Here is a 20,208-nt window from a genome sequence, read left to right as displayed (position 1 = left end):
GACTACATCGAGATGTTCTACAACCCCAAGCGCAAGCACGTCAGGAACGGGATGCTGTCACCCGTCGAGTTCGAACGGCAGCAGGAAATGTAACCCGAGGGCGTCCACGAAACTCGGGGCTATTCACATCTGTTTCCCGCGCATGCTTGGCGACACTCTTGCTGCTCTTGCAAATCTGTTTATCCAGTTCACTAAGCGGACCAGTATCGTTCATCTTGGCTTTCGCCTCAGCAAGCAACTGCCGGAAATGTTCGATCAGTACCGTTCTTAGTTCCTCGTACCGCATCTTATACGCAATTCCATTCTCATTCAGCCGTTCGCCTATCTGGCTCAGATAGCGTGATAAACGCAATGCCTTGCGAGGCTCGCGCGTGGACAGCGACAACTTCAGCGTTGAGGGCTTTCTGGCAGGGTGCAGCTCTTTGGGAATCGGCCAACGGAAGTAGAACACGCCGTTTCTGGACTTAGTTAGATAGGACGGATTGAACAATCCGTGTCTCCCTTGGATGTTCCACCTGCGAAATCCAAGGTCTAAGTCTTTGCTTTTAAAGAGAATGGTGGGCCCGGAGGGACTCGAACCCCCAACCAAGCGGTTATGAGCCGCCGGCTCTAACCAATTGAGCTACAGGCCCCACGCATCCTTGCCCTACCCTAAAGAAAGCCAGGATACAAGCTGTCAAATACATCAGTTGCCCTAATGCGCACATATTCAGTTGCGATGCATATAAGCTGGAACATGCGTCCCAAAAGCGGGAACCGGTTTCGGGATAAAGATATTTGTAAAAACAAACAGATAGAGCATTTCCTGCAAAAAGCGCGAAAGGGTTTGCGCGGGATAATGCGCTGGAAAAAATCCCAGCAGTTCCGGCTCCTCCGCTTTAATTGCAACCGTTCTGGAATCACAGTCTTTCAGATTGGAACCAACAGTTGCAATTGGCACGCATTTCGAATCTGATAGGATCGGCTTTATGCTTAAAAGGCAACTTAAGTTATAAATGATTTCAAAGGCAGAGCGGTCAGCCGATCCGGCAAGACCAGCCTGGCCTAAGCTGCTCAACTTTCTCTATAGGAGATTTTATGAACAATCGCGCTACCACTCTTCTTGCAACCTCCTTTTCCGCAATCATGCTCGCAGGCGCCCTGACGCTGCCGGCCCTGGCACAGGAGAATCAGATGACGAAGCAGCCTGCGCGTATCGCCGTCACCGGCGAAGGCACGACGACCGCCTCGCCCGATATGGCCATCCTCAATCTCTCTGTATTGCGCGAGGCAAAGACCGCGCGCGAAGCCATGACCGCCAATAACGAAGCCATGGCAAAAGTGCTCGAAGCCATGAAGAAAGCCGGCATTGAAGACCGCGATCTCCAGACCGGCGGCATCAATATCCAGCCGCGCTACCTCTATCCGGACGACGAGAATGGCCTGAAAGAGCCGACCATCACCGGCTATACGGTTTCAAACAGCCTGACGGTGCGCGTGCGCGATCTGGCCAAGGTCGGCGCCGTGCTCGATGAATCTGTCACGCTCGGCGTCAACCAGGGGGGCGATCTGAGTTTCGTCAACGACAATCCCGCCGCCACGATCAATGAAGCACGCAAGCGCGCCGTTGCCGATGCCATCGCCAAGGCGAAGACACTCGCCGATGCTGCCGGTGTGGGCATTGGCCGCGTCATCGAGATCAGCGAACAGAGCCGCCCTCCCATGCCGATGCCAATCGCTCGCGCGCAGTTCAAGACCATGGCCGCAGCCGCGCCGGAAGATGCCGTGCCCGTTGCGGCGGGCGAGAACAGCTACAATGTTTCCGTGAATGTCGTTTTCGAAATCAAGGAATAACGGCCATTCAGCCAACTCTCGCGAAGGGGCGCATCAGCGCCCCTTTTCTTTGCTCACCGGCAAGGAAAAGCCCCGGTCTGATTGCTCAGGCCGGGGCTTTTGAAACTTGACCATATCTTTTAGCGAATGATCGGGCAGCCGCGCCGGTCAGCGAACACCACGCCCACGGGGCGACCATGGCGGAACCCACGTACAGTGACCGTGCGCCCGCGATAGGTGACACGCGCATTGCGAATGCCCATGCGATGAGCCTTCATCTTGGCACCTTCCACCGAACAGCCGCGCACGACCGGACGATGATTATGATGACGGCGATAATCCACATTCATAACGGACGCATGCGCAGCCGTTGTAACCGCCGGTGCCGTGACGGGGGAAGCAGCATTGGCCGAAGCCGATACGCTGAACATGGCCGCAACGCCGAGAGCTGCGGTAACAACAAGCGATTTGAGCGATATAGCGGACATTTCGGAACCTCTTTCGATTTGCTTTCGGGCTTTCGCCTGAGACACCCGATAGTTAGGCCCCAAATGATGAACGCAAAGACAAAGCGCCGTTCATCTGGCGTTCACATGGCGCCCGAACGATCAAGCCCGATTGAGGCCGGAAGATATAATTTCAATAAAATCAATATGTTGCAGAAGGACAAGGCTGAGGCTTATCCCTCATTCCAGCACATGATTAAATTTTGGCAATATTCAGTAAATCCTGATTTACCGGGCAATTTCGTCGGGCATCACCATGTGATCGAGATAATCGTCATCATCCTGCATGTCATGATCGAAGGCCGTCACCTTGCCACGCACGGAGATGCCCGCCTCGTGTACCGTTTCGCGCGAGCCGGAAACAAGCGGATGCCACCAGTAAAGGTCCGAACCCTCGGCAACCAGACGATAGGCGCAGGTCACAGGCAACCAATCCACCTCGTCAACGATCTCCGGCGTGAGAAAAACGCAGTCCGGCACCGTCTTCTTTCGGTTCGGATAGTCGCGGCACTGGCAGCTGTCCGGGTCGAGCAGCGTGCAGGCAACACTGGTCCAATAGATCTCGTTGGTGTCGTCATCCTGCAATTTATGCAGGCAGCATTGGCCGCAACCGTCACACAGGCTCTCCCACTCGCTGCGGGTAAGCTGGTTCAACGTCTTGGTGCGCCAGAATGGTTTGTCGTTCATTGTCGAAAGCCCTGACCTCTCAGGCAAAATGGAAACGCCGCGCACTCCGGGAGGCGCGGCGTTCATTCCCGAACGGGACATTCAGCCGAAGATGCGCTCGCCCTGCTCATCCACGATTTGCCGTCCCTTGTTCAGCGCAATGCTGGCGGCATCTTCGATGCCGGGGCAACGGTCGGCGCGGATAAAGCGATATTCCTTCACTTCGCCGTCGATCGTCTTGGAGATGACGCCGCAGACCTGATACTGCCCGCCCTCGCTATAGGGCGTGGCAATGATCAGAAAGTCCTTGTGCTCAAGGCGACCAGCCTCTTTCGGCTCTGCCGGTGTCTCGGAGGCGGAGCCTCCACCGAAAAGACGCTTCAAAAAGGACATATCGCCTCCTCTTCTCCTATCGTTTGGCTATCGAGGTCAGCTGTCCAGGAACGAACGCAGCTTGCGCGAACGGCTCGGATGCTTCAGCTTGCGCAGCGCCTTGGCCTCGATCTGGCGGATACGCTCGCGCGTGACCGAGAACTGCTGGCCGACCTCTTCCAGCGTGTGGTCGGTGTTCATGCCGATGCCGAAGCGCATGCGCAGAACACGTTCCTCACGCGGCGTCAGCGAAGCCAGAACACGGGTCGTCGTATCGCGCAGATTGGCCTGAATGGCGGCATCGATCGGCAGAAGCGCGTTCTTGTCCTCGATGAAATCGCCCAAGTGTGAATCTTCCTCGTCGCCCACCGGCGTTTCGAGCGAGATCGGCTCCTTGGCGATTTTCAGCACCTTGCGCACTTTTTCGAGCGGCATTGCGAGCTTTTCGGCCAGTTCTTCCGGTGTCGGCTCACGGCCGATTTCATGCAGCATCTGGCGCGACGTGCGAACGATCTTGTTGATCGTTTCGATCATGTGCACCGGAATACGGATGGTGCGCGCCTGATCGGCGATCGAACGGGTGATCGCCTGACGAATCCACCAGGTCGCATAGGTCGAGAACTTGTACCCGCGGCGATATTCGAACTTGTCGACCGCCTTCATCAGGCCGATATTGCCTTCCTGAATGAGATCGAGGAACTGCAGGCCACGGTTCGTATACTTCTTGGCAATCGAGATGACGAGGCGAAGGTTGGCTTCCACCATTTCCTTCTTGGCGATGGTCGCTTCGCGTTCGCCCTTCTGCACCTGATTGACGATGCGGCGGAATTCGCCGATGGAGATCGCGGTTTCGGTCGCCAGCATCTGGATTTCGGAACGCAGGCGGTCGATGGCGCGCTCTTCCTTGGCCGCGAATTCCTTCCAGCCGCGAGCCGAAAGCGTGCTGACGCGCTCTATCCATTTCGGGTCCAGTTCGTGGCCCTGATATTCCTTCAGGAATTCCTCGCGGCGCACGCCGAAGGATTCGGCCAGACGCAGGAGCTTGCCTTCGTTCTGCACCAGACGCTTGTTGATGTCGTAAAGCTGCTCGACAAGCTGTTCGATACGGTTCTGGTTCAGCGACAGCGACTTCACCGCCTTGATGAGCTGATCCTTGAGTTCCTTGTAGCGACGCTCCTGGCTCGACGACAATTCGCCCGTCGCGGCCAGACGGCCCTCGACCTGCTGGTCCTGCAGCTTGCGCAGCTTCTTGTAGGTGTCGGCAATGAGGTCGAGCGTTTCCATGACCTGCGGGCGCAGTTCGGCTTCCATGGCCGCCAGCGACAGGTTGGCTTCGTCCTCGTCCTCTTCTTCCTCTTCCGCGGGCATGTCGCCGCCGACATTGGTAATGTCGTCATCGTCGCGCGAGCGGCGTTGCGGCTTGTCATCGCGCGGCTTTTCCTCTTCCACGCGCTCGATCACCGGGGCCTGCTTGGCTTCCGGACCGGCATAGGTGGTTTCAAGGTCGATGATCTCGCGCAGAAGAATGTTGGAATCGTTCAGCTGGTCGCGCCAGATGATGATCGCCTGGAAGGTCAGCGGGCTTTCGCACAGCCCGGCGATCATGGTCTCGCGACCCGCCTCGATGCGCTTTGCAATCGCGATTTCGCCTTCGCGCGACAGAAGCTCGACCGAGCCCATCTCGCGCAGATACATGCGCACCGGATCGTCGGTACGGTCGGTCGGCTCTTTCTTGGTCGTGGTGGTGGCAACAGCCGTACCGCCGGATTCGACCAGATCGCCGCCCTCTTCCGCGTCGTCGTCGCTGTTTTCTTCGCGATCGTTGTCCTGCTCGTCATCTTCCACAACATTGATGCCCATATCGGACAGCATCGACATCGTGTCTTCGATCTGCTCGGATGTCACTTCCTCGGAAGGCAGCACGGCATTCAGCTCGTCCATGGTGACGTAGCCGCGCTTCTTCGCGAGCTTGATCATCTTCTTGACAGCATCGTCAGAAAGGTCGAGAAGCGGACCGTCGGCAGCACCTTCGCGCTCGACTTCGGCTTCTTCGTTTTCCTTAACCTTCGTTGCCATATGTTCTTCTCCAGGCGACCCGGTCGCTTCTAAGATATATAGAGTTCTCGGACAGTTTTGCGAGGTCGCAATCCGTCAGTTGATTCTGCGAGTAGCCGATTTCCTGTTAATGGCGGATTAACCTTGCCATCGGTATCGGGCTTCTTCATCTCCGATTTCCTGTGGGCAGATCGGGCGGTCAACCAGACGACACCACGTTTCCGGCCCACTTTTCAGACCCAGGTTCGGTTTGCTGCTGGCAGCCTCGGAACATCACCGGTCTGTTCTTTTCCTTGTTCGAACTGTCGTGATTCCGTCATTTAAGCCACACGTCAAGTGCGACTCACCTGATTCGCGCCTAAAAAGCGAATCATTTGTTGTCGCGGCCTCCTCGTTGGCCAGATAGGGCACCTTTGCCGGATCGCAACCCCTGCATTTCCGGCTGTTTTCGCAGGAGCGATTCGGAAAACCGAATCAGAAACCGCCGGGCGGACGCCCCGAAGACAGGCCAAAACCGTCGATCAGAGCTTCAGTCGCATCAGCTTTCAAAATCTGATTTTGTATGTCTCTGAGACGCGCAAACAATTCACCCGTCTCGTCTGTTTCAAGCGCGGCCTCAACGGCTCGCAGTTCCTTATGTAGTGTGCGCGCCCGCTGATGCAAGTGAAGCGCCTGCCGAAGGGCCTCGCGCGCATCGTCTTCAGCGGCGAGCGCCGTCGCGGTCCACAGTTTCGCCCCCTTCACGGCAAGCTCAAGCATTTCGATCTGTTCGCCATGCCCGGCATTGACCAGCGCGCGCCGCATGGCGTGGCCGTCTTCCATATGCCCGGCGGCCAGCACATCCAGCATGGCCAGATGCAGCGACTTGAGGGCCTCGTGCCCGAGGTCGAGCGCGGCAAGCGTCTCGAAATCCTCCTCGATCAGGCGCGGATGGTTGAGAAGCGTGAGCACGATGGCCGTTTCACGCAAGGGGGCATGCGATCCCGCGCCCGGCCTGCCGCCCTTGACCAGCGTGGAGCGCACCAGACTGTCGGAAATCGCAAGCCGGCCATTGCCCCCAGCCGGTCCGCCGCGCCCGCGCCCGCCTTCGTTCCTGCGGTTGAAAGACGAATTGCGCTGCCCTCCACCCTGATACCCCTGTCGCCCCTGACCAAAGAAGGCTTGCGCCCGCTCCCGCATATCCTGGCTGTAATGGCGGCGGATATCCTCATTGGCGATGCGGCTGGTAATCTCCCGCAACCGCGCTTCCAGTTCGGCCCGGCGTTCCGGCGTGTCGAACACGCCGCCCGCCGTCTCCCGCGTCCACACCATATCGACCAGCGGCCTGGCGTCGCGCAGGACCGCATGGAATGCAGCCGAACCTTCCGCCTTGACCAGATCGTCCGGGTCCTGCCCCTCCGGCAAAAGCGCAAAGCGCAGCGACTTGCCCGGCTGCAAGGCAGGCAATCCGAGATCGACGGCGCGATAGGCGGCGCGAAGCCCCGCCCCGTCGCCATCGAAGCACAGGACAGGCTCCGGGCTGATGCGCCAGAGGAGTTCGAGCTGTTCTTCCGTCAGCGCCGTGCCAAGCGGGGCCACCACCTGATGGATACCCGCCTGCGCCAGCGCGATCACATCCATATAGCCCTCGACGGCAATGATGGATTTGGCCGGTTCGCCGCCCTGCGGCTGGCAGGCCTTGCGCGCCCGCAAGCCGTTATAGAGCACCCGGCCCTTGTGAAAGAGTTCGGTTTCCGGCGAGTTCAGATATTTGGCTGGCGCATCGGCGGAAAGCGCGCGCCCGCCGAAAGCGATGATGCGCCCGCGCAAATCCTCGATCGGAAACATGACGCGATCGCGAAAACGGTCATAGGAAACGGCAATCCCCTCGCCGTGCACGACAAGGCCGCAGGCCTCGATCTGCTCACGCGACACGCCTTTGCCTGCCAGAAATTCCTTCAATGCGTTGCGCGATTCCGGCGCATAGCCGATGCGGAAGGCCTGCTGGGTCGCGGTCGAAAGGCCACGGTCGCGCAGATAGGCGCGCGCCTTGGCGCCGACCGCACTTTGCAGCTGGTTTTCGAAAAACTGCGCCGCCAGCTCCATGACATCATAGAGCGTTGCGCGCTGAGCCTCGCGCCTTTCCATTTCCGGGTCGCGCGCAGGCATGGGAACACCCGCCATATCGGCCACGCGCTCCACCGCTTCGGGGAAACTCAGACCTTCAAGATCGGTCAGAAACTTGAAGTGGTCGCCGGTCACGCCGCAACCGAAACAATGATAGCGCCCCTTGCGATCCTCACAATGAAAGCTCGGCGTCTTTTCGCCATGAAACGGACAGCAGGCCCAGAAATCACCCTTTGGCGGATTGCTTTTCTTGCGGTCGAACGAAACGCGCGTTCCAATCAGCGTCGAGATCGGGACGCGGTCTCTGATCTCATCGAGAAAGGAGGGCGGAAAACGCATTACGGATTTCACTTTCAGGTCATATGAGCAGCAGGTGCATATATCATAGAGTATATAAGCGCCCCCGCCCTGACAGTCCATCGCGCGCGCATGTCCCTCCCCGCTAATCACATGGGCGGCCAAACGGACGCATTGTCATAAAACTGTCACATATTCGTCATGAGGCTGCGGGAATGGATTGCATTTTCTCGCGAACAGGCCCATATCTCTTGAATATTTAATTAGCCGGAACATGTTTTTTCATATGTTGCGGCAGGCTTTGGAGACGTGTGAACCAGCGGTTCGGCATGAATGAAAATGGTGCAGCTTCAGGAACAAGACCGATGGTGGGGCGGCTCTCCATCGAGGTTTTGTGCCGCCGGGATGCGGTATTTTCATTATATCGCGAAGCGAGGTGGTATATAGTCCCGCCGAATGCGCCGAAACGCCCTCATGGAGGAACAACTCCATTTGGCCGTTTCTCCTGTTCAGCAGAAAAATACCCGCATGCCGAACCGCAGCTTCATGCGCCACGACAGCCTCGCCCAATCACAAATATCCACCTCCAACCCGAAGGGATTTTGCCGTGAATGGTTCTTTGGTCCTTTTGCATCTGGCCGGCGCAGTTGCCCTTTTGCTTTGGGCGACGCGCATGGTCCGCACCGGGGTGGAGCGTGCCTATGGCGACCGGCTGCGCAGACGCCTGCGCAACCAGATGCAGAACCCGCTGCTTTCCGTCGCCTTTGGCCTTGCCCTTGCCGTCGCCCTGCAAAGCTCGACAGCGGTTACGCTTCTCGTCGGTTCATTTGTCGGTTCAGGTTTTGTCAGCGGTGTCGCGGGCCTGATGGCCGTGCGCGGAGGCGAGCTTGGCTCGGCCCTTGTCGTCAAGATCCTGAGCTATAATCTCACGCTTCTGGTGCCGCTCTGCCTTGTCATCGGCACAGGCATCTTCATGACGACCGAGCGCCGCGACTGGCGCCAGATCGGCCGCATTCTGGTCGGCATCGGCCTGCTCATCATGTCGCTGGAAATGACCGGCCAGGCCACAGAGCCGCTGCGCCAAAGCGAATTGCTGCCGGTCATCGTCGACTATCTGTCGGGCGACCCGATCACCGCCTATCTGCTCGCGGCCCTGATGACATGGCTGTTTCATTCCAGCGTCGCCGCCGTCATCCTGCTCACCACCTTTGCCTCGCGCGGGCTGATCCATCCCGAGCTTGCCGTGGTGATGGTGCTTGGCGTCAATCTGGGTTCGTCGATCATCGCCCCGATCCTGACCCGCCACGCGCAGCCGGAAACCCGCGTGGTGCCGCTTGGCAATCTTTTGATGCGCGGCGCCGGATCGCTCATCATGCTGGTGCTTTACGAGACCTTCAAACCCTCGGTCGCCTTCCTCGGCACCGATCCGGTCTCGCAGGTGGTCAACGCACATATCCTGTTCAACGTCATCGTGATGATTGCCGGCATTCCGCTGTCCGGCCTCGTGCTGCGCGCGACGGAAGCGCTGGTCAATCTCAATGCGGACAAGGGCAGCCCGGCGGCACAGCAGCCGATCGAGATCGAGCAATATAGCGCGCTCGATACGAGCGTACTCGACCGGCCCTCACAGGCGCTTGCCAATGCAACCCGCGAGGTGGTCGGCGTCTGCGACACGATCGAGGTCATGCTGCGCCGCATCATCGAGCTTTATGAAAAGCCCGATCAGGCGCGCATCAATGAACTGGAAGCCCTGGACGACCGCGTGGACAAGCGCCATGCCGCGATCAAGCTTTACCTGACCAGGCTTGCAACCCATGAGCTCAGCGATTTCGAATCACTGCGCATGCAGGAATTGCTGGGCGCCTGCGTGAAGCTCGAACAGGTGGGCGACATCATCGTGCGCAACATGCTGGCACATGTTCAAAAGAAGATGGACCACAAGCTGGAATTCACCGAGGAAGGCTGGAAGGAACTCAGCCATTTCCACGCCATGGTTCTGGCCAATGCGCATATGGCGTTCAACGTGATCGTCTCGCGCGATGGCCGCACGGCCCGCCAGCTTGTGCAGGAAAAGGACCAGCTGCGCGAACTGGAAAAGCAGACGAGCCTGCGCCATTTCACCCGCCTTCGTGAAGGCGCCACCCGCAGCATCGAGACAAGCACCATCCATCTCGACACGATCCGCGACCTCAAGCAGATCAATTCGCTCCTGGCGTCCATGGCCTATCCGGTGCTGGAAGAACAGGGGCTCCTCAGCGACACGCGGCTGAGAACGGTCAAGCAAAGCTGACGATATGCGAAGCCCCCGCGGAGCGGGGGCCGAAAAGGCTTGCGGAAGAGTTTCAGACTTTTACTGCAAAAGCGATTTCACGATGGCGCTGGCCTTGGTGAAATCCATCTTGCCTGCATAGCGCTCCTTCAGGACGGCCATGCACTTGCCCATATCGCGAAGGCCCTGGGCGCCGATCTCGGCAATCGCATCCGCGCAGGCCTGCCTGATCTCGTCTTCCGTCATCTGCTGCGGCAGAAACTCCGAGATGATGGTGATTTCCTCGCGTTCGGCTTCGGCCAGCTCAAGGCGGTTGCCCTCTTCATAAATGCGGGCGGATTCTTCGCGCTGCTTGACCATCTTGCCGAGAATGCCCAGCAATTCCTCGTCTCCGACCGGGTCCTTGCCAGCGGTGCGGTTGGCGATATCCCGGTCCTTGACCGCGGCCAGGATGAGGCGCAGCGTCGACATGCGGCGCTTGTCCTGCGCTTTCAGCGCGGTTGTGAGGGCCTGCGAAATCTCCTGGCGAAGCATGACGTCTCTCCTGACGGTGTTTGTTTTCTGGTTTTCGTTTCCCGCATCTATACAGCAAGCAAATGGATTGGCCGAGCTGTCCGAACCGCCATCCCGTGAAATATTAAGGCGATGACCGCCATTATTTCAGGCAAGCATGAATTCGGACGATTGACCCGGCCTGCAAGTTTCTCTATTGCTCAAGGCTTAGCAGGACATCGGCACGTGCTGACAGCGGGAGGTTTGAAATCCCCGCTGCTTTTTGGCGCATATATGATCCTTGACGCTTCATCTTTCAAGCTACCTTACCGGTGGCAAGCTGAAACACGACAGCACACGCTGGCGCGCGGCTAACAAACAGGAGTGCAGACCATGACAGAAACCACACCGAAAACAGCACCCTGGACTGTCGAGAAGCGAACCGCCATCCTCGTACTGGCCGATGGAACGGTGATCGAAGGCAAGGGCCTCGGCGCAATCGGCGCAATCGAAGCCGAAGTCGTGTTCAACACGGCGCTGACCGGTTACGAAGAAATCCTGACCGATCCGTCCTATGCCGGACAGATCGTCACCTTCACCTTCCCGCATATCGGCAATGTCGGCACCAATGCCGAAGACATTGAAGACCTGACGCCAGCCAATCGCCACGGCGCGGTTGGCGCGATCTTCAAGGCCGATATCACCTCGCCATCGAATTTCCGCGCAACCGAAGATCTTGACGCCTGGCTGAAGCAGCGCGGCATCATTGCGCTGGCCGGTATCGATACCCGCGCGCTGACCGCGCTCATCCGCGAGCGCGGCGCGCAGAACGCGGTCATCGCGCATGATCCGGGCGGCAACTTCGACCTCGATGCGCTGAAGGCACGCGCCGCCGCCTGGAGCGGCCTTGAAAACCTCGATCTCGCCAAGGACGTCACGATCGGCCAGAGCCTCACATGGAAGGAAACGCCATGGACGCTCGCGGATGGTTATGGCGAACAGGATGCCCCGGAATATCACGTCGTCGCGCTTGATTTCGGCGTGAAGCGCAACATTCTGCGCCTGCTCACCGGCCTCGGCGCGAAAGTCACCGTGCTGCCTGCAACGGCGACGGCTGAAGACGTTCTGGCCCATAATCCCGATGGCGTTTTCCTGTCCAACGGCCCCGGCGACCCGGCTGCGACCGGCGAATATGCCGTGCCGACCATCCAGAAGCTTGTCGAGACCGGCCTTCCGGTGTTCGGTATCTGCCTCGGCCACCAGATGCTGGCGCTCGCGCTCGGCGGACGCACCGAGAAGATGCATCAGGGCCATCACGGCGCCAACCACCCGGTGAAGGACTACACGACCGGCAAGGTCGAGATCGTCTCGATGAACCACGGCTTCGCGGTTGATTCCGATTCGCTGCCGGAAAATGTCGAGGAAACGCATGTGTCGCTCTTCGACGGCACCAATTGCGGCCTGCGCGTCGTCGGCAAGCCGGTCTTCTCGGTGCAGCATCACCCGGAAGCCTCTCCCGGCCCGCAGGATTCGCACTATCTGTTCCGCCGCTTCATCAATCTGATCCGCGAAAGGAAGGGCGAAACGCCGCTTCCGGAACGCGAACAGGCAGCGTAAACCCGCCGCGAGTGATCAAAGGAAAAGGCCGGAGCGAAAACTAGCAAGAACTAGCGAAAACTCCGGCCTTTCCGTTTTTCCCATCCATCAAACCTCTGACGGCTTCACCGCTGGGGTCGGGCGTACCCGCGCCACCACGATGACCAGCGCCAGAAAGACCAGCCCCGCGCCGACGGCATAGGGCATGCCCGCAAAGACGAACGGCGCATGCATGCCGGTGAACACGGCGAAAAGCTGCGTGAAGATGAGCGGGCCGATGATGGTCGTGATGCTCGACACGCTTGTCAGCGCCCCTTGCAATTCGCCCTGCGCTGAAGGCGGAACCTTGCCGGCCGCAATACTGCGCAGCGGCGGATCGGCCAAGCCTTCCAGCGCCGTCAGGAAGATGACGGCATAAACCATCCAGCCTTCCCATGCGATGGCATAGCCGATCATGCCGAGACAGGAGAACAGCACGCCTGTGATCGCCGTGCGCCGTTCGCCGAGCACCGGCAGAACCCGCGGCAGCACCAGCGCCATCACGAAGGCCGCGCCAATGCCGAAAAGCCCGAGCGACAGACCGATCTGCGCCTCGCTCCAATTATAGCGATAAGCGCCGACAAAGGCCCACACGGACGGATAGACGGCATGGGCGAGCCAGAACAGGAAGAAGACCAGCACCACCCAGCCGATGCCGGGATAATTGCGCATCTGCTTGAGCGCACCGAGCGGATTGGCGCGGGCGATCTGGAAAGAGCGCCGGTTTTCGCGTGTCAGCGTTTCGGGCAACAGGAAATAGGCCAGGATGAAGTTGATGAAGGACAGGAACGCCGCCCCGTAGAACGGAACGCGCGGGCCGAACTCCCCCAGAACGCCGCCCAGCACGGGGCCAAGCGCGAAGCCGACACCGAAGGCAATGCCGATCAGGCCGAAATTGCGCGCACGGTTGCTGTCATCGCTGACATCGGCAATATAGGCGGAAGCCGTCGCGAAACTCGCCCCGCTGATCCCCGCCAGCACGCGCCCGACGAAAAGCATCCAGTAGGAGACTGCGAGCGCGCAGATCAGATTGTCGAGCGCAAAGGTGAAGATCGAGGCGAGCAGCACCGGGCGGCGCCCGAAACGGTCGCTCAGATTGCCGATCATCGGCGCAAACAGAAACTGCATCCCGGCATAGACCAGCAAAAGCCAGCCGCCATCCACGGCGGCGGTGCTGATATCCGCGCCCGTCAGCTCTTCAAGAAAGGTCGGCAGAACCGGCATGATGATCGCAATGCCGATAATGTCGAGGAACAGGGTCATAAAGACGAGTAACAAGCCCCGCCGTACAAACTGGGGATCATGCATGGGACACCTGAAATATGCTCCACGACGGATAAGGTGGAACAGTGATAAATTGTGTTGATTGGAAAACGCATGCGCCATCGCCGCTCAAAACTGAGCGTTACGCTTGCAAATGGGAAAAAAGGCCGCGCCGGTGCAAAAGCATTTATCTGGAAAATTATTTCCCCACAAGACGAATAGAGCATTTTCGAGCCAAAAGTGCGAAGCGCCTACGCGGGGAAATCAGTCCACTGGACTGATTTCCGATCCCGCTTCGATGCGTAGGATAATGCGACAAAACCAATAGATAGAGCGGTTCCGACGTTTCCATTTAAACCGGAACCGCTCTATAGCATGTCTCCCAAAAGTGGGAACCGGTTTTGGGATAAAGACATGCATGAAAACAAAAACTTAAAGCGTGTCATATGACTACGATAAAATGCGACACGCTTTAGTGCACAACGTCAGCGGCATGTCTGCCAGAAATGAAAAAGGCGGCCGACACCGCCTTTTTCTACAATCTCCCGGCGGCTTTAAACATCGCCGCTGAACGTATCGCACGATTCCAGCTTGCCGCTGTCGAAACCGCGCTGGAACCACTTGGCGCGCTGAGCGGAGGTGCCGTGGTTGAAGCTTTCCGGCACGACATAACCCTGACTGCGGCGCTGCAGCGTGTCGTCGCCGATCTGATGCGCGGCGTTCAACGCTTCTTCAAGATCGCCCGCTTCCAGAATGCCCTTCTGCTCGGTGTAATACCCCCACACACCCGCCAGGCAATCGGCCTGAAGCTCCACGCGAACCGACATCTGGTTGGCCTGCGCCTCGTTCATCTGCTGGCGCATCTGGTTGAACTTCGGGAGAATGCCCAGAAGATTCTGGACATGGTGGCCCACCTCATGCGCCAGAACATAGGCCTGCGCGAAATCGCCGGATGCACCGAAGCGGTTGGCCAGTTCCTTGTAGAAGCTCAGATCGATATAGAGCTTGCGGTCGCCGGGACAGTAGAACGGGCCGGAGGCAGCGGAAGCAAAGCCGCAGGCCGAACGGACCTGACCGGAAAACAGCACCATCGTCGGCGGCGTGTAGGCCTGGCCGCGCGACTGGAAAATGCCGCTCCACACGTCTTCCGTCTCGGCCAGAACCGTGCGGGCAAATTGTGTCGTCTCGTCATTGGCAACGGTGCCGCCCTCGGCGACCGTCCGCCCGGATTGCCCGACCTGCTCCGTCACGGTCGGCCCCATGCTGCCATCGCCGAACAGGATCGGCAGCGGATCGATGCCGACGGCGCGCAGCACGAAGAACATGACCACCAGAATGAGAATGCCGGAAATACCGCCGCCGCGCACGATGCGCAAGCCCGGCCCGCCAAAGCCGCCGCCGCGACCGAAGCCGCCGCCAACCCCACCGCCCTGCTCTCCGCGCAGGTCTTCCACATTGTCGCTTTGCCTACGGCCTTGCCAGCGCATTGACCAACTCCCCTTCACCGTGCCGCCTTCCACCAAACGGCACCACACCATGGCTGTGATTGTCGCATAAAGAGTTGGCACGGCAACATAAAAAGTAAATGGCGGCATCGATCACAAACGAAAACGCTTTCGCAACAGTTTGGACACAAGAACGCCCGTCATGCGCCGATAGGCGAAGCCCGCTGCAACAGGCACCATCAGAAGACATACCAGAAGAGATGGCGACCCCCATCCATGAGAAAATGCAACTTCATTCATGATGCGTCCGGGCATGAAGGCGAATAACCCTGCCCCGAGAATACCGCCGAGGTAGACGCTTTTGACGATTCTGCGATGTGTCCCGATCTGTCCCTTTCTGGCTGCCGCTACGGCGCGCGCGCATCCCAGCAACACCAGTATGGAAAGAAGATGTATCGGGCTGAAACCGCCGACAAGATTGATCTGGTGAATGAAAAAACTGGAAATTGCGGTCACGATCATCAGCAAAATCCACAACCGCCCGAGCGCCTTGTGCAGCCTGGTGCCCTTGCGCCGCAAGAAAATGACCAGACCGATGATCGCGGCAGGCACGACGGCAGCAACATGGATTTGAATGGCAAGCGGCGCGTTGAAAAGCGGTTCGAAGTTCATCGCAGGGTTCCTGTTGAATTTCGTATCGCTTTCAACAAGACTGCGCTCATCTCAACCGAAACGGCGTCAAATGCAGGAAAACTACGTGACCGGAGACTTGCAGCAATTCGCGCTTCGCGAATTGTCGACCATTGTTCGTGCGCCGCGCCTGTGGGGCACATTCCTTGTCGTCGTCCTGATCTTCACCATCACCGGACCGTTCGGGACCGATCTGTCGATGCCGGTGGCGGTCCGCTTCTTTTACTGGCTCTGCGTGCAATTTGCCGGATGGTCAACGGCAATCGTCTTCTCTGTTCTGGCTGATGTGGTCCTCGAACGTTTTACCAGACATGCCTTTGCCCGCATGATGACCGGGGCGGTCATTGCTGCCCTGCCGATCGGGCTCTGGATCGCCGTCATCGACTGGAGCTTTACGGGCAGAACGCCAACGACGAGTGCGGTTCTCGCCAACGCCGCTGTCGCCTTGCCCCTCAGCGCCCTTTTTTGCATTCTCGCCTACATGACATTGCGCCGTGAGCTGGAAACCGTACCGAGAAATGTTCCTGATACGCCGCCGCCATTGCTCGCCCGGTTAAAACCCGGCAATCGCGGCGCCATTCTGCGCCTTTCCGCGGAGGATCACTATACGCGGATCATCACCAGTCACGGACAGGAACTACTTCTTCTCCGCTTTTCCGATGCCGTGAAAGAAGTCGGCGATACAAGCGGGCTTCAGATTCATCGCTCGCACTGGGTCGCCGACGGGCATGTCGCCGAATTGCGCCGAACCGATGGCGGTTTGAGCCTGCTGACGAAGGACGGCACAATGCTGCCCGTCAGCCGCGCATGCCAGAAATCGACCCGCGAACGCTTCGTTCCGATTATAAGATCCACGGAGAAAGCCTGCGGCGGGCAAGAATTTTCGTGAATGCCTGCACTTTCTCTGAAATAAAACGATTTGTGGGGTTCCGCTTATCGAAATGATTGCCTATAAGGCCCGCTTAGCCCACAGAATTCATACGCTGCCAACCCGCCGGAAAACCGCGCGGGCTTTTCTGGCAGGCTAAGAAGCATGTCGCTCGAAAGTGGGAACCGGTTTCGAGACCATGACATGCACGCGAAGAAGATAGGATGAGCGCCCATGCCGAAACGTACAGATATCAAATCGATCCTGATCATCGGCGCGGGCCCCATTGTCATCGGCCAGGCTTGCGAGTTCGACTATTCGGGCACGCAGGCCTGCAAGGCGTTGAAGGAGGAAGGCTACCGCATCATCCTCGTCAACTCCAACCCGGCCACCATCATGACCGATCCCGACCTGGCGGATGCGACCTATATCGAGCCGATCACGCCGGAAGTCGTCGCCAAGATCATCGCCAAGGAGCGCCCGGACGCGATCCTGCCGACGATGGGCGGCCAGACCGCGCTCAACACCGCGCTGTCGCTGCGCCGCATGGGCGTGCTTGAACGTTATAACGTCGAGATGATCGGCGCCAATGCCGAAGCCATCGACAAGGCCGAGGACCGCGCGCTCTTCCGCGAAGCCATGCAGAAGATCGGCCTCGACACGCCGGGCTCGATGCTGGCCAATGCGACCGAAATCAAGGACGAGGACCGCAAGCGCCACGAGGCCAAGCGCGCCGAAGTGAAGGCGCAGTTCTCCGGCGACGATCTCGACAAGGCGCTCGACAAGCTTGAAACCGAATGGCAGCTCGGCGAAGTGGAGCGCAAGCAGCGCTATATGAGCCATGCGCTCGCAAAGGCCGCACAGGCGCTCGATGTGGTCGGCCTGCCCGCGATCATCCGCCCGTCCTTCACGCTCGGCGGCACCGGCGGCGGCATTGCCTATAACCGTCAGGAATTCTTCGAGATCATCGAACGCGGCCTCGACGCCTCGCCGACGACCGAAGTTCTGATCGAAGAATCGGTTCTGGGCTGGAAGGAATATGAAATGGAAGTCGTCCGCGATCACGCGGACAACTGCATCATCATCTGCTCGATCGAAAACCTCGATCCGATGGGTGTCCATACCGGCGATTCGATCACCGTCGCACCGGCGCTGACGCTCACCGACAAGGAATACCAGATCATGCGCAACGCCTCGATTGCGGTGCTGCGCGAGATCGGCGTCGAAACCGGCGGCTCCAACGTGCAGTTTGCGATCAACCCGGCCAATGGCCGCATGATCGTCATCGAAATGAACCCGCGCGTGTCGCGTTCGTCCGCTCTGGCGTCGAAGGCGACCGGCTTCCCGATTGCCAAGGTCGCGGCCAAGCTTGCCGTCGGCTACACGCTCGACGAACTGGACAACGACATCACCGGCGGCGCAACGCCTGCCTCGTTCGAACCGTCGATCGATTATGTCGTCACCAAGATCCCGCGTTTTGCCTTCGAGAAATTCCCCGGCTCCTCGCCGATCCTGACCACGGCCATGAAGTCGGTCGGGGAAGTGATGGCCATTGGCCGCACCTTCCAGGAATCGTTGCAGAAGGCGCTGCGCGGTCTTGAAACCGGCCTGACGGGCCTTGATGAAATCGCCATTCCCAACATCGAGGAAGGCGACGAGAAGAACGCCATCCGCGCCGCCATCGGCACGCCGACACCGGACCGCCTGCGCATGGTCGCGCAGGCCATGCGCCTTGGCCTGACCGTCGAGCAGGTGCATGACGCCTCCAAGATCGATCCGTGGTTCCTCGAACAGATCGAAGCCATCGTGAAGACCGAAGAGCGCATCCGCGAACACGGCCTGCCGCAGGATGCGGAAAACCTGCGCATGTTGAAGTCCATGGGCTTCTCCGATGCGCGTCTCGCAAGCCTGACCGGCAAGGACGCCGAAGACGTGGCCAGGCTGCGCGCCGATCTCGACGTGCATCCGGTCTATAAGCGCATCGACACCTGCGCCGCCGAATTCGCCTCGCCGACCGCCTATATGTACTCGACCTATGAAACGCCTTTCGTCGGTGAGTTGCGCTCGGAAGCGGAAGTTTCGGATCGCAAGAAGGTCGTCATTCTCGGCGGCGGTCCGAACCGTATCGGCCAGGGCATCGAATTCGACTATTGCTGCTGCCATGCGGCCTTCGCGCTCGGCGACGCGGACTATGAAGCCATCATGGTCAACTGCAACCCGGAAACGGTCTCGACCGACTATGACACGTCCGACCGCCTCTATTTCGAACCGCTGACGGCGGAAGACGTGCTGGAAATCCTGCGCGTCGAGATGCAAAAGGGCACGCTGCACGGGGTCATCGTGCAGTTTGGCGGCCAGACGCCGCTGAAACTCGCCAATGCGCTGGAAAAGGCCGGCATCCCGATCCTCGGCACCTCGCCGGACGCCATCGACCTTGCAGAAGACCGCGACCGCTTCCAGAAGCTTCTCATCAAGCTCGACCTCAACCAGCCGAAGAACGGCATCGCCTATTCGGTCGAACAGGCGCGCCTGGTCGCCGCCGATCTCGGCTTCCCGCTGGTCGTGCGCCCGTCCTATGTTCTGGGTGGCCGCGCCATGCAGATCATCCATGACGAACGCGGATTGCAGGCCTACCTGCTCGACACCGTGCCGGAACTGGTGCCGGAAGACATCAAGGCCAAATATCCAAACGACAAGACCGGCCAGATCAACACGCTTCTCGGCAAGAACCCGCTCCTGTTCGACACCTATCTGACGGAAGCCATCGAAGTGGACGTCGATTGCCTGTGCGACGGCAAGGACAGCCTTGTCGCGGGCATCATGGAACACATCGAGGAAGCGGGCATCCATTCGGGTGATAGCGCCTGCTCGCTGCCGGTGCACACGCTTTCGCCGGAAATCGTCGCCGAACTGGAACGCCAGACGGCAGCGCTTGCCAAGGCGCTTCATGTCGGCGGGTTGATGAATGTTCAGTTCGCCATCAAGGACGGCGAAATCTTCATCCTCGAAGTCAATCCGCGCGCCTCGCGCACCGTGCCCTTCGTCGCCAAGACGGTCGGCACGCCGATTGCCAAGGTGGCGGCCCGCGTCATGGCGGGCGAAAGCCTCGAAGCAGCGCTCGGCGCCTATGGCGGCAAGCCGCAGCCGACCGCGCGCCCGCATATCGCGGTCAAGGAAGCCGTGTTCCCCTTTGCCCGCTTCCCCGGCGTCGACACGCTGCTTGGACCGGAAATGCGCTCGACGGGCGAAGTCATGGGCCTCGACTACGACTATGCGCTGGCTTTCGCAAAGGCGCAGCTTGGCGCGGGCGTGGAACTGCCGCGTGAAGGCACGGTCTTCGTATCCGTCCGCGACGAGGACAAGGAGCGCGTGCTCGGTCCCGTCCGCCTGCTGGCCAGCATCGGCTTCAAGGTCATGGCAACCGGCGGCACGCAGAAGTTCCTCGAAGCCAACGGCGTCGAATCGACCAAGATCAACAAGGTCATCGAAGGCCGTCCGCATGTGGAAGACGCGATCCGCAACCGCCAGATCCACCTGGTCTTCAACACGACCGACAGCGCCAGTGCTGTTTCCGACAGCAAGTCGATCCGCCGCGCAACGCTGATGCAGAAACTGCCTTACTATACGACCATGGCCGGTGCGGAAGCCGCCGCCGAAGCCATCGCCGCGCTCAAGGCCGGATCGCTGGAAGTGCGCCCGCTGCAGGATTATTTCCGCTGATCCCATGGACAG

General features: G+C 59.3%; 17 protein-coding genes, 1 tRNA gene and 1 pseudogene. 7 read left to right on the top strand and 12 right to left on the bottom strand.

The window, feature by feature from the left end:
- The coding region (locus tag AVM02_RS06350) for an IS3 family transposase (RefSeq protein WP_297564976.1) at window positions 1-93 on the top strand (93 nt) is incomplete at its 5' end.
- Window positions 94-337: 244 nt separating this feature from the next.
- Here AVM02_RS06350 and AVM02_RS06345 read toward each other — a convergent pair.
- The 3 genes and pseudogenes from AVM02_RS06345 to AVM02_RS06335 form a co-directional block, all read right to left on the bottom strand.
- A pseudogene (locus AVM02_RS06345) lies at window positions 338-451 on the bottom strand (DUF6538 domain-containing protein); the annotation flags it as partial.
- A gap of 104 nt (window positions 452-555) precedes the next feature.
- Window positions 556-632 (bottom strand) — tRNA-Ile (locus tag AVM02_RS06340).
- 77 nt (window positions 633-709) lie between these two features.
- Window positions 710-1,057 (bottom strand): hypothetical protein, encoded by a 348-nt coding sequence (locus AVM02_RS06335; protein WP_411506128.1) that lies wholly within the window; start codon window positions 1,055-1,057, stop codon window positions 710-712.
- Window positions 1,058-1,077: 20 nt separating this feature from the next.
- Here AVM02_RS06335 and AVM02_RS06330 point away from each other — a divergent pair, with 20 nt between their 5' ends.
- Window positions 1,078-1,833 carry an SIMPL domain-containing protein gene (locus tag AVM02_RS06330; RefSeq protein WP_411506127.1) on the top strand — a complete coding sequence of 252 codons (756 nt, stop codon included), beginning with the start codon at window positions 1,078-1,080 and terminating at the stop codon, window positions 1,831-1,833.
- A gap of 119 nt (window positions 1,834-1,952) precedes the next feature.
- Here AVM02_RS06330 and AVM02_RS06325 read toward each other — a convergent pair whose 3' ends face one another.
- The 5 genes from AVM02_RS06325 to dnaG form a co-directional block, all read right to left on the bottom strand.
- Window positions 1,953-2,300 (bottom strand): antifreeze protein, encoded by a 348-nt coding sequence (locus AVM02_RS06325; protein WP_411506126.1) that lies wholly within the window; start codon window positions 2,298-2,300, stop codon window positions 1,953-1,955.
- 246 nt (window positions 2,301-2,546) lie between these two features.
- A complete protein-coding gene (locus AVM02_RS06320; protein WP_411506125.1) occupies window positions 2,547-3,005 on the bottom strand; it encodes a YcgN family cysteine cluster protein in 459 nt (152 codons plus the stop codon).
- A gap of 81 nt (window positions 3,006-3,086) precedes the next feature.
- The gene (locus AVM02_RS06315) at window positions 3,087-3,377 is read right to left on the bottom strand and encodes an HlyU family transcriptional regulator (RefSeq protein ID WP_411506124.1); all 291 of its coding nucleotides are present in this window, start codon (window positions 3,375-3,377) and stop codon (window positions 3,087-3,089) included.
- 36 nt (window positions 3,378-3,413) lie between these two features.
- Window positions 3,414-5,432, bottom strand: a complete 2,019-nt coding sequence (gene rpoD / locus AVM02_RS06310) for an RNA polymerase sigma factor RpoD (RefSeq protein ID WP_411506123.1) — start codon at window positions 5,430-5,432, stop codon at window positions 3,414-3,416.
- 453 nt (window positions 5,433-5,885) lie between these two features.
- Window positions 5,886-7,856 carry a DNA primase gene (gene dnaG / locus AVM02_RS06305; RefSeq protein WP_411506122.1) on the bottom strand — a complete coding sequence of 657 codons (1,971 nt, stop codon included), beginning with the start codon at window positions 7,854-7,856 and terminating at the stop codon, window positions 5,886-5,888.
- A 565-nt stretch (window positions 7,857-8,421) separates the two neighbouring features.
- Between dnaG and AVM02_RS06300 the strand changes: the two genes are divergently transcribed.
- Window positions 8,422-10,104: a Na/Pi cotransporter family protein gene (locus AVM02_RS06300; protein ID WP_411506121.1), complete on the top strand. Its 1,683-nt coding sequence runs from the start codon at window positions 8,422-8,424 to the stop codon at window positions 10,102-10,104.
- A 60-nt stretch (window positions 10,105-10,164) separates the two neighbouring features.
- Here the strand turns inward: AVM02_RS06300 and AVM02_RS06295 are convergent, their stop codons facing one another.
- Window positions 10,165-10,617, bottom strand: coding sequence for a GatB/YqeY domain-containing protein (locus tag AVM02_RS06295; RefSeq protein ID WP_411506120.1), 453 nt, complete (start codon window positions 10,615-10,617; stop codon window positions 10,165-10,167).
- Between the two features lie 111 nt (window positions 10,618-10,728).
- Between AVM02_RS06295 and AVM02_RS06290 the strand changes: the two genes are divergently transcribed.
- Window positions 10,729-10,950, top strand: a complete 222-nt coding sequence (locus AVM02_RS06290) for a hypothetical protein (RefSeq protein WP_411506119.1) — start codon at window positions 10,729-10,731, stop codon at window positions 10,948-10,950.
- An 18-nt stretch (window positions 10,951-10,968) separates the two neighbouring features.
- Window positions 10,969-12,192 (top strand): glutamine-hydrolyzing carbamoyl-phosphate synthase small subunit, encoded by a 1,224-nt coding sequence (gene carA, locus AVM02_RS06285; RefSeq protein ID WP_411506118.1) that lies wholly within the window; start codon window positions 10,969-10,971, stop codon window positions 12,190-12,192.
- Between the two features lie 87 nt (window positions 12,193-12,279).
- On the opposite strand, the gene AVM02_RS06280 is transcribed toward carA, so the two are convergent.
- The 3 genes from AVM02_RS06280 to AVM02_RS06270 all read right to left on the bottom strand — a co-directional run bounded on the left by AVM02_RS06280 (window position 12,280) and on the right by AVM02_RS06270 (window position 15,590).
- Window positions 12,280-13,518, bottom strand: coding sequence for a TCR/Tet family MFS transporter (locus AVM02_RS06280; RefSeq protein WP_411506117.1), 1,239 nt, complete (start codon window positions 13,516-13,518; stop codon window positions 12,280-12,282).
- Window positions 13,519-14,027: 509 nt separating this feature from the next.
- Window positions 14,028-14,960: a neutral zinc metallopeptidase gene (locus AVM02_RS06275; protein ID WP_411506116.1), complete on the bottom strand. Its 933-nt coding sequence runs from the start codon at window positions 14,958-14,960 to the stop codon at window positions 14,028-14,030.
- A gap of 111 nt (window positions 14,961-15,071) precedes the next feature.
- Window positions 15,072-15,590, bottom strand: a complete 519-nt coding sequence (locus AVM02_RS06270; protein ID WP_411506115.1) for a DUF2306 domain-containing protein — start codon at window positions 15,588-15,590, stop codon at window positions 15,072-15,074.
- An 85-nt stretch (window positions 15,591-15,675) separates the two neighbouring features.
- On the opposite strand from AVM02_RS06270, the gene AVM02_RS06265 reads away from it, so the two are divergent.
- Complete coding sequence (locus tag AVM02_RS06265; protein WP_411506114.1) at window positions 15,676-16,497, top strand: LytTR family DNA-binding domain-containing protein; 822 nt, start codon at window positions 15,676-15,678, stop codon at window positions 16,495-16,497.
- Between the two features lie 213 nt (window positions 16,498-16,710).
- Window positions 16,711-20,196: a carbamoyl-phosphate synthase large subunit gene (carB, locus tag AVM02_RS06260; RefSeq protein WP_411506113.1), complete on the top strand. Its 3,486-nt coding sequence runs from the start codon at window positions 16,711-16,713 to the stop codon at window positions 20,194-20,196.
- Window positions 20,197-20,208: the final 12 nt, after the last annotated feature.

It is taken from the genome of Brucella anthropi (assembly GCF_046630315.1).
Taxonomy (GTDB): domain Bacteria; phylum Pseudomonadota; class Alphaproteobacteria; order Rhizobiales; family Rhizobiaceae; genus Brucella; species Brucella anthropi_A.
Note: the sequence above shows the minus strand (reverse complement) of the source record. Positions and strands in the feature narration are given on the sequence as shown.